The organism is Thalassospira sp. Z349TD_5 (genome assembly GCF_056173045.1).
In genome coordinates, this window is sequence record NZ_CM149654.1 from 2,937,276 (window position 1) to 2,950,614 (window position 13,339).

Genomic DNA, 13,339 nt, shown 5'->3' on the forward strand with positions numbered 1-13,339 from the left:
CCGAACCTCTTATATTCGGTCTTGTGCCATACAACATAAGAATCCAATGGCTTTGCGGGGCGGAGCGACCATATGACGCGCAAGAAATCCGAACGTAAAATTGAACTTGAACACAAGATTTTCAAAACGTTCGAAGAATGCCACTTTCAAAAGTCTGATATTTCAGATGAAGCTCTGTTTGTGCTGCAAATGGCCGAGGGATCGGTTGTTTCGCTGCCGCTGCGTGCTATCTGCCGTGAATTCGATATTGATGTGAATTCCAAGGATGGTGAGCTGATCAGTCTGATCGATACAGCACTTAATTTCATTAACATCTTGCGGCCGGGCGATGACCTTCCGCTTGAGGTTCTGACTGGTGAAGCATCGTGGGATGTCGACGAAGCACATCAGGCGATTGCCTATAACCGTATCACGATGCAGCTCGTGACATGGATGTCAGGCAACGAAGAACTGATCACGGATCCTGATCAGCTCATGCAGATCGCGGAAGATCCCGGCACCAAAAAGAAGATCAATCAGGCTTTTGACGAAGTCGCTGAGAAGCTTGGATTGGGCAAGGAAAACCGCGAAGAAGTCGTCAATCTGGTTCATCAGGTTGCAGACGAACTTTCCTATGTCGAGACCTTGCGCGAGAAATATCGAAGCATCAAGATGGTTGACCGCAAGATGCAGGAGCTTCGCCGCATTTACGCGCATGAAAAAGGCGTTCTGGAAACTGTTACCCAAGCCATTCGCCTGCTTGATGATGCCAAGAAGAAGTTCGAAACGACGTTTGAAGAGATTGACGCCAATACCGGCGAAATCATGTCCGTCCTGAAAAACTTTTCGTCCCAACGGCAATATATCCGCACCAAACGCGATGACCTGCATCGGCGCCTGCGCGCGTGGGAACCGCTTATTGTTCAGTGGGAAGATCTTGAGGTTGAGCGTGGCCCGGTGGCCGTTCGACTTGTGCGAGACACTTACCAGTTCCTTGCACCGCGCTTCATGAAGGTCAAACAGTGGCTTTTGATGACCAAGATGCAAGATGGCATCGCATCCGGGCAAACCTTCAAAGACGAAGACGAACGCATGGGTGCGCTCAAGGGCAAGATGATGCAGTGGTAATAGAGACCTGCACAGAACACGACAGCTAAATCACAAAAAAAATCGCGGTTTACTCCGCGATTCAGACTGTTGACGAACCCCGCCTTTTTGAGGCGGGGTTTTATTTTAGAGGCGAGAGATGTTTTTTTGGGGACCGCAGGATAGCGCCGGATTTATGCGGGTGATGCCCGCCAGAACCGGGGTCTGAGGGCAATATATGCGACTGCCAGTAAAATAACGTCACAAAAGGCCCCGTTGCGCGTCAGTATCACGGCGATCTTCTTGATGTTCTGGGCGGTTGCGGCCAGCAGGCACTGCTCGCGTACCTTGAGGCCGCGCAGGCGTGCGTAACGGTGGCCATGCAGTTGCTTGGCATCTGCAAAACTGCGCTCTACCGTTTCCTTGCGGCGCTCATATATCCGCTTGCCCCACGGGCTGAGCCGGTTGGCGTTGATCTTCTCAAGAACTCTTCTGCCAGATATGGCGTGTGACGACCTTGGTGTGATTGCGGCTTTGCGTGCAGGCATCACGCAACGGACAGGTTTTGCAGACCTTCGGGCTGCTTTTGTATTCCCGATATCCGGTTCTGTTGGTGGTGCTGTATTTGAGGATTTCTCCTTGCGGGCATTGATAACCATCGATCCCGGGCAGATATTCAAAGTCTCGCTTGCGCAGATAGCCCTTGCGATGGGTCGGACGGCGATAGCCGATCACCCCCTCAATCTCCCTGTCTTCCAATCCTCTGGCGATCCCTGCTGTGGCATATCCCGCATCCAGGCCGACTGCCCGTACATCGAAGCCGAACCGGGCGCGCTGCCTGTCCAGGCGCGTCAGATAGGGAATACTGTCATGGACATTGCCCGGCGTGACATGGATATCCGTGATCAGGGCATGGGCGCTGTCCACAGTTCGGTGATCGAGATAGAAAAAGCCCTTGGGCTTGCCATCGCGCACCATATAGCCGCTGTCGGGATCGGTGCGGCTGACCTTCGTCTCTTTGGTAACAGGCTGACGGTCCTTCTCTTCTTGCCGTGACCGGCTCGGTCCCGGGCAATATCAGCATCAAGGGCGGCAAGGTAGTCGGCACGTGACTTCTCGACCACCTGACGGTCGAAACGGTTCTTGTTGGCATTGGCCTTGAGATGGGTACTGTCGCTATAGAGGACTGTGCCATCGACAAGCCCCGCCCGGATCCCCTGTTCGACAATCTCGTCGAAAATCTCCTGACAGATATCGCTGTCATTGAACCGTCGCCGCCGGTTCTGGCTGATCGTGCTGGCATCGGGCACCTTGTCGGTCAGGCGAAGCTGCAGGAACCAGCGATAGGCGACATTGACCTCGATCTCGCGCATTAACTGGCGTTCCGAGCGAATGCCAAACAGATAACCGACAAACAGCATCTTGAACAACATCACAGGATCAAGTGCCGGACGCCCGTTATCGGCGCAATACAAATGCGCGACACGGTCATGAATGAAACTGAAATCGATCACCGCGTCGATCTTGCGCAGCAGATGATCCGATGGCACCAGAGATGACAAGGTCACCATCTCAAGTTCTTCCTGATGCGATGTCTTCTTCTTAAGCATACCCTATTGAATCAAAAGTCCCCGCCAATGGCGAGGACTTTGTCAGCAATCTGAATCGCGGTTTACTCCGCGATTTTTTTTTAATTCTAGGTCTTTATTCTGACCCGTTCTGAATACATCAGCTCAGCATAATTTTAAGTGCGATGTGACCATCAATCGTCGTGATGGATTTGTTCGAGGATGCTGGCACAGGTACTCTTGTATCAATGCAATGCGCGATCATTGCCGCAGCAAGCTCCGCCCCAGCCATTGGCACGACAACTTTTTCGTCAGCATCCGATGTGATTGTCATCCGCACAATGACTTCGGGCTTTTTTTCGATCTCAAGACCGCTAATCTGCCCGGACGGAAGAGGCTTTCCCGAACGACGGCGATACGCCATCAGCGCCTTGACCAGTTCAGCGTCTTCAAAAACGATACAGCGCATCTCGCGCATGACTGCTCACCCTGCAATTTTTCCTTAATTGCATATGGTAGTGCCAAGTAACAAAACAAACATTAACGCACGAAAGAATAACGACTTAGGGCTTTTTCAAACGAGGCCACATACCGGTTCCAGCAGTCCACTCAGCTTGATGCCAACCAAACGCCAACAGCCACCATCAAGGTTCCTGCGATCCGATTGAGTATCCGGACATTGCCACTTTTTTCAAGGAACCGACGTAACGAACGGCCACCTGTCGCATACAGCGTCATGCAAATCAGTTCGGTCATCAGGATGATTACAACCAGCACCGAAAGCTGTGGCGCCATCGCATGTTCCAGACTGATAAAGGGGGGCAGCAATGAAATCATGAAAGCCCAGCCTTTTGGATTGGCAATGGCCGTCACGAACCCCTGGGTTATCAAGCCATAGGGGGTTGCCGTCTTGGCACCCTCGACTTCGGATGAAATTGCCATGCGTCCGCGCGATAGCCACAACTGAATACCCAACCAAGCAAGATAGCCGCCGCCGATATATTTAAAAACGGCAAATATCGCCGGGTACTGCAACATTACGGCTGCCACACCAAGTGCCGATGCCACAACAACGATCCCAACGCCGACCAGTTCGCCCATCATCATCCACAAGGTACGGCGAAGACCAATGGTCATGCCAAGTGTCAACGCAAGCGTCATGCACATGCCCGGCGTAATCGAGACAAAAAAGGCCGTCGGGATAAAGGCCCCGATCAAGGACAAACTGACCATAGAATATTCCTGTGACGGTGGGTGGCGCGCAACTGTAATGCGCAAATCTTGCAATTCGCAAAATCACGGCAAAACCACTACCCGATAACGTGAAACGCAGCCAGCGTCTTTTTCAAGATAACGGCATATCTGAAGGTAAAAAATGCCCCGACAAAGCCAAAGATAAGCCTGCGGATTGGCGTAGCTCGCTAAATTCCACTCAAAAAAGCCAACAAAAGATACAAAAATTACTTGACCTTCGTGGACGCTCAAACGAAATTGGGGACGTCGCCAGCACCGTCTGGCCTAGAAAACCATTTGATGAAGACCGATGACCGCAGACAATTGCAACATTGATGCATTTGCCGATCGCGCCGAAGCCACCGCTTCGGGCGCCTTTGTGCTGTCTGCTCTCAACCTATTTTTCGGTCTACTTGGTCTCGCTGCCCTAGGCGCGCTACGACTTACACGCCCCTGAGCGAAAGACGACGGACCAGATCACGCAGACGATGTTGATCACGGTGCCGCAGCTCAGGGGAAAAAGTCGCGCCAGATGGCCCGCACTCCTTCCAGACAGAATTTATATATACCGGGCAAGGCCCGTTTGATCAGGAAACAAGACAATGGCTAGTGCAAACGACAATCGCGTCATCATTTTTGACACCACCCTGCGTGATGGGGAACAGTCCCCGGGTGCGTCGATGACGCTCGATGAAAAACTGCGTGTGGCACATGCTCTGGCGGAACTGAAAGTTGACGTCATCGAAGCAGGCTTTGCCATCGCTTCGAATGGCGACTTCCGATCCGTCAATGAAATCGCCAAGCAAATCAAGGGCCCGACCATCTGTTCGCTGTCCCGTGCGGCCAAGGGTGACATTGAACGCGCTGCCGAGGCACTGGAACCTGCGGAAAACAAACGTATTCACACCTTTATCTCCACAAGCCCGCTGCACATGAAATACAAACTGCAGATGGAACCAGAACGCGTTCTGGAAAAGGTCATCGAAAGTGTGACGCTGGCGCGTAAATTCACCGACGATGTTGAATGGTCGGCAGAAGACGGCTCACGGACCGAGCACGACTTCCTGTGCCGCTGCGTTGAAGCGGCAATTGACGCGGGCGCAACCACGATCAACATCCCCGATACCGTTGGCTATACCACCCCGACCGAATATGCCGATCTGATGACCATGCTGTTTAACCGCGTGCCAAACATCGACAAGGCGATCCTGTCGGTTCATTGCCACAATGATCTGGGCATGGCTGTATCGAACTCGCTGGCAGCTGTTCATGCCGGTGCACGTCAGATCGAATGCACCATCAATGGTTTGGGTGAACGTGCCGGGAATGCCGCACTCGAAGAAATCATCATGGCGCTGAAAACCCGCAACGATGCCTTCCCATATGAAACCGGCATTGATTCAACCAAAATCATGAACGCATCGCGTTTGGTTTCGGCTGTTTCCGGCTTTGTTGTTCAGCCAAACAAGGCGATTGTTGGCGCGAACGCATTTGCCCATGAAAGCGGCATTCATCAGGACGGCTTCCTGAAAAATGCTGAAACCTATGAAATCATGAAGCCCGAAAGCATCGGCTTGAATAAATCCAGTCTGGTGATGGGCAAGCATTCCGGTCGCCACGCCTTTAAGGAAAAGCTCAAGGAACTGGGCTTTCCCGAATTGGGTGACAACGCCATCGAAGATGCCTTCGCACGCTTCAAGGAACTGGCCGACAAGAAAAAAGAAGTCTACGACGACGACATCGTCGCCTTGGTCGATGACGGCATGCGTGACAACGAACACATCAAGTTCGTTGGCCTGACCGTGACATGTGGCTCACGCGGCCCGCAGACGGCAGAACTCGAACTGACTGTGGATGGCGAAAGCCGCACGGCGAAAACCACTGGTGATGGTCCAATTGATGCGACGTTTAACGCGATCAAGGAAATCTATCCCCATGACTGGCGCCTGAAACTCTATCAGGTGCACGCCGTGACCGAGGGTACCGACGCACAAGGTACTGTGACAGTTAAACTCGACGGTGAAGACCGCACTGTGGTTGGCAATGCATCAGACACCGACACGGTTGTCGCGTCCTGTGTTGCCTATGTGACCGCGGTTAACAAGCTGATTGAAAAAAGCAAAAGAACCGCACCGGATGCCATGGCGTCCTGATCGGTACTTTTCACAAGTGTGCCGTCCTAAAATACGTTGACGGTTTTCAAGGAGCCAGCGGATATCGTCCGCTGGCTTTTTGATGCACTTGTTCTGGGGTTTGCATCGCCAGTGCGAGGTGCGGTCGCATGGTATTGTATGTCTGTATAGCCTCCTTGACCAGTTGCCTGAGATCTTCGAATGTCTTGCAGCGGTGAAACAGGAATTCCTGTTTGAGAATGCCGTTGATGCGTTCGGCCAGCGCGTTCTGATAGCAATCATATCCATCTGTCATCGACGGAGTGATCCTGTGTTTGCGCAAGACAGATTGATAGCAGCCAGAGCAGTACTGTAATCCCCGGTCAGAATGATGGATCAGGGGATGTGTCGGCAGTCGATTGCGCACCGCCTGTTTCAGGGCGCCAACCACATCCGATGCTTTCATTTCATGGCTGAGAACATGCCCCATGATTTTACGTGAGAAGGCATCCGTTACCAGAGACAGATAATGGATGCCCTGGTCACTCTCGATATAGGTGATGTCGCTGACAAGAATCTCCTCGGGGCCAACCGCCTTGCGTTCGATCAACAGGTTTGGGTGTTTGCGCATCCAGTGGCGACTGTTGGTTGTTTTGGTGAAGTTCTTGCGCGGCCTGACCAGAAGGCGTTGTTCACGCAACCAGTCAAACAAACCGTCTCGCCCCAGCTTGATGCCAAGTCGGCGCAGATCCCCGGCAAGCAGGTGATAGAGTTTGCGTGTGCCGAGACGGGGCATGTGTTGACGCAAGCGCATCACACATGCATGCATGCATGCAGCGGTTCAAGCTGCACCTGTCGCTGTCGACGACGGTGCAGTAATTGGTAAACCGATTGCCGTGACAAACCAAAGCAACGGCAGCTTCTGCTCAGACTGACTTTGCCTTGCGCCTGTAATGTTCTTGCAGTTCGGATAAATACTTGTTTCGCAAGCCCGCTCCATATTCCTGATCCATGATCGTGATCATGCCATCAAGGACCATGACGCGGATACGCTCATCCTCAAGTTCCTTTTCAAGGCGCTTGATCTTCTGTTCCGGGGTTTCTTCTGATTTGGACATGGCAGTATGCCTCGCTGTGGACCAGTCGAGCTTACCATGTTTGCGCAACCAGTTCAGGACCGTACTTCGTCCCTGAATGCCATAGCGGTCCTGCGCTAGCTTATAGGTCAGTTCGCCTTTTTCAACCTGATCAACAACAGCCAGTTTAAAGCCCATGTTGTAATCTCGTTGTGTGCGTTTACGACGCACTTTGCCTGAAGTAGACATTGTCATCTCCTGTAGGTGACAACGTATTTCAGGACGTGACAAAGCTTTGAAAAAGGTGGCGGTTTCGCCGCCTTTTTTTTGCGCTCTCTATCGCACGTCACCCGTTATGTCTGATGTAAATATCGTGCGGTCGCCCTTTGTGGTATCATCTTAATGAAACCATGAACGGGGTGATGACATGCTTGGATTGCATAGTTCCGGACACTGTCGCCTGAGATTTCTGCTGGTTGGTTGCCTGCTTTACGTGAGTACCTTCTATTCAATTGCGGGAATTTCACACGCCGCGAAGGCAGAGCCGGCGCAGTCGATTATGGTCCCTGCCCAGCCTTATCCGGTAAGTGGTCTGCGCCAACGATTGATCGCAGAAGGGAAAACAATTCCCGACGTTGACGACAGCATGCAATCAGATATCCCGGCCCGCTATTTCCCGCCAAAGAACTCCGATCTGGCCCAAGGCCGCAAACATGCCGCTGTTGTCGCCCTGCCCGATTGCAATGACCAGTTTCCCGAAAACTGGATTACCATTCTGCAAGATATCGGCCTTGGCGTTTTGCTGATTTCCCCGTATCAGGCCCATCCGTCGCAGGCCTATTGCACAGAAGGTTCACTCGACAAACCCAAACACGGGGTCACCTATTGGGCATTTGATGCCCTAAGCGCACTTTCCTACCTTGCACAGCAACCAGACATCGACGCGAAACGCATTGCCGTGTTTGGCTATGGGTATGGGGCCGCCGCGGCCCAATTCACCATTTACCGTCATGGACTGGCCAAACGCATCCCCGAACGGTTCCGGGCACTGGTCGGGCTTCGTCCGCAATGCATGTCGGAGATGGATAATTTTGTTCCAAGCTTATTGGTCGGGATCAGGAATGATCCGTTCAATCCCCCTGCATGGTGTCAATGGCGCATCGACCGCGACCTTGGCCCCAACCGGAAGCCGGTGCAGTTGGAACTGGTGAACAGTGACGAAACAGTTGAAAAACAAGCGACTCGGGAATGGCTTCCTGTTGAAAACAGTCCAACAGTCGTATCCCTCATCACGGACTTCCTGTCTGATAATGAGATTGAAGACAAAAGCGGTCAAAATTGAATTAAACCGCCAAGACCATATTCCTGATCATGTTTTTGTTGCTTTAATTCAAGAATTTGACGCGCCTTAATTATTCCTCAATCCCCTGAGCAGATTATTCGTGCATCGGCTTAATCCTTGCGCTATCAAAGCCGGTACATTCGTATTCAAGATTTTACTATTAACCGGGGCATAGGGCAGGAATGTTTTCCAAGCTTCTTGGGGTTTTATCCTCCGACATGGCGGTGGATTTGGGCACCGCTAACACACTGGTTTACGTCAAAGGGCGAGGCATTGTCCTTAACGAACCATCCGTGGTGGCCATTACCGACGAAAAAGGCAAGAAACAAGTTCTTGCGGTTGGTGAAGAAGCCAAACAAATGCTCGGTCGTACTCCGGGGTATATTCAGGCGATCCGTCCTCTTCGTGACGGTGTCATCGCCGAGTTCCATATCGCCGAAGAAATGATCAAACACTTTATCCGCAAAGTGCATGGTCGTCGTAACTTCGCGAGCCCGGAAGTCATCATCTGCGTTCCATCTGGTTCGACCGCTGTTGAACGCCGTGCAATTCAGGAAAGTGCTGAAAGTGCTGGCGCGCGTAAGGTCTGGCTGATTGACGAACCGATGGCTGCGGCTATTGGTGCCGGTCTTCCGGTTACCGAACCGACCGGCTCGATGGTTGTTGATATCGGTGGTGGTACGACCGAAGTCGCCGTTTTGTCGCTTGGTGGTATTGTTTATGCCCGCTCAGTACGTGTTGGTGGCGACAAAATGGATGAGGCAATCATCGCCTACATCCGTCGCACCCATAACCTGCTGGTTGGCGAAAGCACTGCTGAGCGCATTAAAAAAGAAATCGGTTCTGCATGCGCACCCGATGACGGTGATGGTGCAACGGTTGAAATCCGTGGCCGTGACCTGATGAATGGTGTGCCAAAAGAACTGATGATTTCCGAACGTCAGATCGCTGAAAGCCTGGCCGAACCGGTTTCTGCAATTATCGAGGCCGTCAAGGTCGCGCTTGAGCAGACGCCACCGGAACTGGCAGCTGATATCGTTGACAAGGGCATCGTGCTTACCGGTGGTGGCGCAATGCTTGGCAATCTTGATTATGTCTTGCGTCATGCAACCGGACTTCCGGTTTCGATTGCGGATGATCCTCTTTCCTGTGTTGCGCTCGGTACCGGTCGCGCACTCGAAGAGAAAAAGATGCTGCGCAACGTTCTGCACACAGCGTACTAAGCCAGATCTGATCGAAAAACTTTTCACCGGGTCGTATCCACACTGGACGCGACTCGGTGATTTCGTTAAGGTTGGATATCCTGATGGGATATTCGATAACCTTTCTCGAAATGCGAGGAATACTCTTGGCACAGCATGGCGGTCCGCAGCAGCGTATCTTTTCGCCGTTACGTACGGCGCTTCACCGCTTCGCTTTCATTCTGTTGATCTTCTCGGCCTTTGGACTAATGCTTTTGGGCAAGGCCGATACAGTCCTGATTGAACGCATTCGGGCCGCATCGGCCGACCTTGTGTCGCCGGTGATGAATATCGTGTCCCGTCCCGCATCCAGTATCAACGAAATTACCGACACAGTTTACAACCTCGCACATCTGTACGAGGAAAACGAACGCCTGCGCCGTGAAAACCTGCAACTTCTGGCATGGCAGCAAGCCGCGCGTAATTTGTCGCACGAAAACAACCGTCTGCGTGATCTGGCGCACTACACAACCCCACCTTCCCTAAATCTTGTGACTTCCCGCGTGATTGCGGATATGGGCGGTGCATATGCCCACAGCCTGATGATTTCGGCAGGATCGCGCGACGGGGTGATTAAGGGACAGGCGGTTATTGCCGACGAAGGTCTTGTCGGACGCATTGCCGAAGCCGGATATCAGGCATCGCGCGTGCTTTTGATTACCGACATCAATTCGCGCGTTCCGGTCATTGTTGAGAATTCGCGCGATCGCGCATTTGTATCCGGCGACAACACCACCCGCCCGCTTCTGACCTTCCTGACGGCGGATGCAACTGTCGCACCGGGTGACCGCATCCTGACGTCCGGCCATGGTGGCGCATTCCCGCCCGGTATTCCGGTTGGCGTTGTATCGTCGGTTTCGGAAAATGCGGTGCGTATTGCCCCACTGTTCCGCCGTCATCAGCTTGAATACCTGCGTGTTGCCAATTATGGCCTGCATGGCATCCTGAGTGAGCAACGCATTCGCCAAAGTCAGGCGCCATCAAACACCGATGCCACCAACCTTGCACCTGACATCCCGGCCGGTGTTGGTGTCGTGCCCAAAGAATCCGAGATCGATGCCCACAAACCGATGTTCAAACCACCGGCCCCAGAAGGGGATCGTCCGTGAAACCCGGCGTCTGGCATAGACTGGACGTTATTGCACGCGGTCTTCTCCCGGCGTTTAGTGTTTTCGTCCTGCTTCTGATCAATCTGCTGCCTGTCAGCCTGCCCCTGCTCTCGACGGCCTCACCTTCTTTGGCGTTGATGGCGGTATTTTACTGGTCTGTGAACCGCCCTGATCTGCTAACAGCCCTGTCCGCCTTTTTCCTTGGTTTTTTGCAGGACCTTCTAATGGGATTGCCTTTGGGGGTCAGCTCACTCGTGCTGCTGCTTGTCCAGACCGGCTCGGCCAGTCAGGGTCGCTTTTTCCACAATAAGTCGTTCAGCGTGATGTGGTGGGGCTTTGCGCTGGTGGCCATTCCAGCCTTACTGGTGCAATGGCTGCTAAGCTCAGCCCTGATCGGGGGCCTTTTGCCGATCAAGGCGACATTGATCAGTTATGTGCTCACGTCGTTACTTTTCCCGCTTGTGGCATGGGGGCTGGCCCGTGCCCAAAACAGCTTGCTGCGCTATATCTAAGCAACAGCATCATGCATAGAAAAATCTGGCGAAGTTGATGTTTTGGCAACAGTGATCCGTTATGATGTAACAAGATGGTTTCCAAGCAGCGACAAGCCAGATAGAACGGCTCAAACGACCGGGTTTTGTCCCACATTATCGAGCATAGACAGGTAATCTTCGCCCATGTGGCACCGCGATTCAGACAGATACAAACTATTCACCCGACGCGCCCTGATGCTGGGTGCGGGCAAGGGATTATTGCTTACCGGTCTGGCTGCGCGCATGTACTACCTTCAGGTGCTTGAAAGTGACCGGTACCGGACACTAGCCGATGAAAACCGTATTTCTCATCGCTTGCTGCCACCGCCACGCGGCCTGATTACCGACCGGTTCGGCGCGCAGTTGGCAGTGAACCGTCAGAATTATCACATCATGATTGTGCGCGAACAAACACCTGACGTGCGCCGTACACTTGAAATCCTTAACCAGATTATTGATCTTGGCCCGGGTATCATCGAACGGGTTGAACGCGACGTTGCAAAGCGACGGTCCTTTGTTCCAGTAACCGTTCGCGACAATCTGACATGGGATGAAGTCGCACGGGTTGGTGTTAACGCACCCGACCTGCCCGGCCTTATCATTGATGCCGGTCGATCACGTGATTATCCCGAAGGACCGCACCTTGCCCACACGCTGGGGTATGTTGCCGCTGTTTCCGAAAAGGAACTGAACGGCGATCCGCTTTTGGAATTGCCGGGCTTTACCATCGGTAAAAGTGGCGTTGAAAAGGTTTACGATCTCGCACTGCGCGGCAAAGCAGGAACAAGTCAGGTCGAAGTCAATGCCCTGGGCCGCGTCATCCGCGAACTTGAACGCGAAGAAGGCGAAAGCGGTAACACCGTTGTCATGACGCTTGATCTTGAATTGCAGCGCTATGCCAATCAGCGGCTTTCAAAACAGAAAAGCGCATCTGCGGTCGTTATGGACATCCATAATGGTGAGGTGCTCGCCATGGCGTCGCACCCGGCCTATGACCCCAACGCTTTTACCACTGGTATTTCGCACAGACTTTGGAACTCTCTGGTCAACAATCCCTATTCACCGCTGTCAAACAAGGCTGTGAACGGTACCTATGCCCCCGGTTCAACATTTAAGATGTGCGTTGCCTTGGCGGGGCTAGAATCCGGCATCATTTCACCGGACCAGAGGTTCTTCTGTAACGGGCATCTTGATTTGGGTAATGCCCGTTTCCATTGCTGGAAACGCGGTGGGCATGGTTGGGTCAACATGCATAACTCGCTCAAGCATTCCTGCGATGTCTATTACTATGAAATTTCTCAGAAAATCGGCATTGATCGGATTGCTGCGATGGCCAATAAGCTTGGCCTGGGTACGGAAACCGGCATTGACCTTCCCAATGAACGCAGCGGCCTGATCCCGACCAAAGATTGGAAAGAGATCCAGCTCGGCCAACGCTGGCAAGGGGGCGAAACCCTGATTGCATCCATTGGACAGGGATATGTTTTAACCACCCCGCTTCAGCTTTGCACCATGACGGCGCGTATTGCATCGGGCAAAGCCGTTAAACCCCATCTGACGCGTGATCATGTGGCACCGGATGGCATTTCAAGCCGACAGAACGAAGAATTCCCTGACCTCCAGATCAGCCGCGCCAGTCTTGCCCGCGTACGCGACGGCATGAACGGGGTCAGTAACGAACTACACGGAACAGGATATCGAGCGCGCATTGACATCAAAGGCATGGAACTGGCAGGGAAAAGCGGCACCAGCCAGGTCCGCCGAATCACCATGCGCGAACGCCAGACTACCGGTGTTCTGGACAATGATGAATTGCCATGGAAATATCGCGATCACGCTCTGTTTGTTGCCTTCGCCCCGATTGAAAATCCACGCTATGCATGTGCGGTTGTGGTCGATCATGGTGGCGGTGGGTCGTCGGTCGCAGCCCCGATTGTCCGTGACCTTTTAATCAAGGCGCAGGAACTACAATCTGCCCGACCGGGGATATCAGCAGCCGATCTGCCTGCCAGCGCTCAGCTCCGTCCAAAGCCCCCACAGTCCGAAGAAGGCGAGGGTTAG

Annotated in this window: 9 protein-coding genes and 2 pseudogenes; 7 read left to right on the plus strand and 4 right to left on the minus strand. The window is 53.0% G+C overall.

All coding sequences use genetic code 11. From position 1 onward, the window contains the following. Window positions 1-72 precede the first annotated feature (72 nt). On the plus strand, window positions 73-1,107 hold the full coding sequence (locus tag AC0VXT_RS13660; RefSeq protein WP_475545853.1) for a hypothetical protein: 1,035 nt from the start codon (window positions 73-75) through the stop codon (window positions 1,105-1,107). A 152-nt stretch (window positions 1,108-1,259) separates the two neighbouring features. Here the strand turns inward: AC0VXT_RS13660 and AC0VXT_RS13665 are convergent. From AC0VXT_RS13665 to AC0VXT_RS13675, 3 genes and pseudogenes are all read right to left on the minus strand, one after another. After that, window positions 1,260-2,675 (minus strand): annotated as a pseudogene (locus AC0VXT_RS13665) (IS1182 family transposase). A 118-nt stretch (window positions 2,676-2,793) separates the two neighbouring features. Then, the gene (locus AC0VXT_RS13670; protein ID WP_475545854.1) at window positions 2,794-3,111 is read right to left on the minus strand and encodes a hypothetical protein; all 318 of its coding nucleotides are present in this window, start codon (window positions 3,109-3,111) and stop codon (window positions 2,794-2,796) included. Window positions 3,112-3,242: 131 nt separating this feature from the next. Further along, complete coding sequence (locus tag AC0VXT_RS13675; RefSeq protein ID WP_475545855.1) at window positions 3,243-3,866, minus strand: LysE family translocator; 624 nt, start codon at window positions 3,864-3,866, stop codon at window positions 3,243-3,245. A gap of 602 nt (window positions 3,867-4,468) precedes the next feature. Here AC0VXT_RS13675 and AC0VXT_RS13680 point away from each other — a divergent pair. Beyond that, entirely contained in the window at window positions 4,469-6,019 is a 1,551-nt protein-coding gene (locus AC0VXT_RS13680; protein WP_475545856.1) for a 2-isopropylmalate synthase, read from the plus strand. A gap of 46 nt (window positions 6,020-6,065) precedes the next feature. Here the strand turns inward: AC0VXT_RS13680 and AC0VXT_RS13685 are convergent. Continuing rightward, a pseudogene (locus AC0VXT_RS13685) lies at window positions 6,066-7,302 on the minus strand (IS3 family transposase). A 310-nt stretch (window positions 7,303-7,612) separates the two neighbouring features. On the opposite strand from AC0VXT_RS13685, the gene AC0VXT_RS13690 reads away from it, so the two are divergent. From AC0VXT_RS13690 to mrdA, 5 genes are all read left to right on the plus strand, one after another. After that, window positions 7,613-8,395: an alpha/beta hydrolase family protein gene (locus tag AC0VXT_RS13690; RefSeq protein WP_475545857.1), complete on the plus strand. Its 783-nt coding sequence runs from the start codon at window positions 7,613-7,615 to the stop codon at window positions 8,393-8,395. A 182-nt stretch (window positions 8,396-8,577) separates the two neighbouring features. Beyond that, window positions 8,578-9,618, plus strand: a complete 1,041-nt coding sequence (locus tag AC0VXT_RS13695; protein WP_022733266.1) for a rod shape-determining protein — start codon at window positions 8,578-8,580, stop codon at window positions 9,616-9,618. Window positions 9,619-9,701: 83 nt separating this feature from the next. After that, on the plus strand, window positions 9,702-10,745 hold the full coding sequence (gene mreC / locus AC0VXT_RS13700) for a rod shape-determining protein MreC (RefSeq protein ID WP_475545858.1): 1,044 nt from the start codon (window positions 9,702-9,704) through the stop codon (window positions 10,743-10,745). Next, window positions 10,742-11,257 carry a rod shape-determining protein MreD gene (mreD, locus tag AC0VXT_RS13705; RefSeq protein ID WP_475545859.1) on the plus strand — a complete coding sequence of 172 codons (516 nt, stop codon included), beginning with the start codon at window positions 10,742-10,744 and terminating at the stop codon, window positions 11,255-11,257. Before mreC ends, mreD begins: the two co-directional genes overlap by 4 nt. 165 nt (window positions 11,258-11,422) lie before the next feature. Further along, window positions 11,423-13,339, plus strand: coding sequence for a penicillin-binding protein 2 (gene mrdA / locus AC0VXT_RS13710; protein ID WP_475545860.1), 1,917 nt, complete (start codon window positions 11,423-11,425; stop codon window positions 13,337-13,339).

Coding starts and splice junctions, on each gene's coding strand:
- mrdA (WP_475545860.1), top strand. CDS start 11,423: ATGTGGCACCGCGATTCAGACAGATACAAACTATTCACCCGACGCGCC.
- AC0VXT_RS13675 (WP_475545855.1), bottom strand. CDS start 3,866: ATGGTCAGTTTGTCCTTGATCGGGGCCTTTATCCCGACGGCCTTTTTT.
- AC0VXT_RS13660 (WP_475545853.1), top strand. CDS start 73: ATGACGCGCAAGAAATCCGAACGTAAAATTGAACTTGAACACAAGATT.
- mreC (WP_475545858.1), top strand. CDS start 9,702: ATGGGATATTCGATAACCTTTCTCGAAATGCGAGGAATACTCTTGGCA.
- AC0VXT_RS13670 (WP_475545854.1), bottom strand. CDS start 3,111: ATGCGCGAGATGCGCTGTATCGTTTTTGAAGACGCTGAACTGGTCAAG.
- AC0VXT_RS13680 (WP_475545856.1), top strand. CDS start 4,469: ATGGCTAGTGCAAACGACAATCGCGTCATCATTTTTGACACCACCCTG.
- AC0VXT_RS13690 (WP_475545857.1), top strand. CDS start 7,613: ATGGTCCCTGCCCAGCCTTATCCGGTAAGTGGTCTGCGCCAACGATTG.
- AC0VXT_RS13695 (WP_022733266.1), top strand. CDS start 8,578: ATGTTTTCCAAGCTTCTTGGGGTTTTATCCTCCGACATGGCGGTGGAT.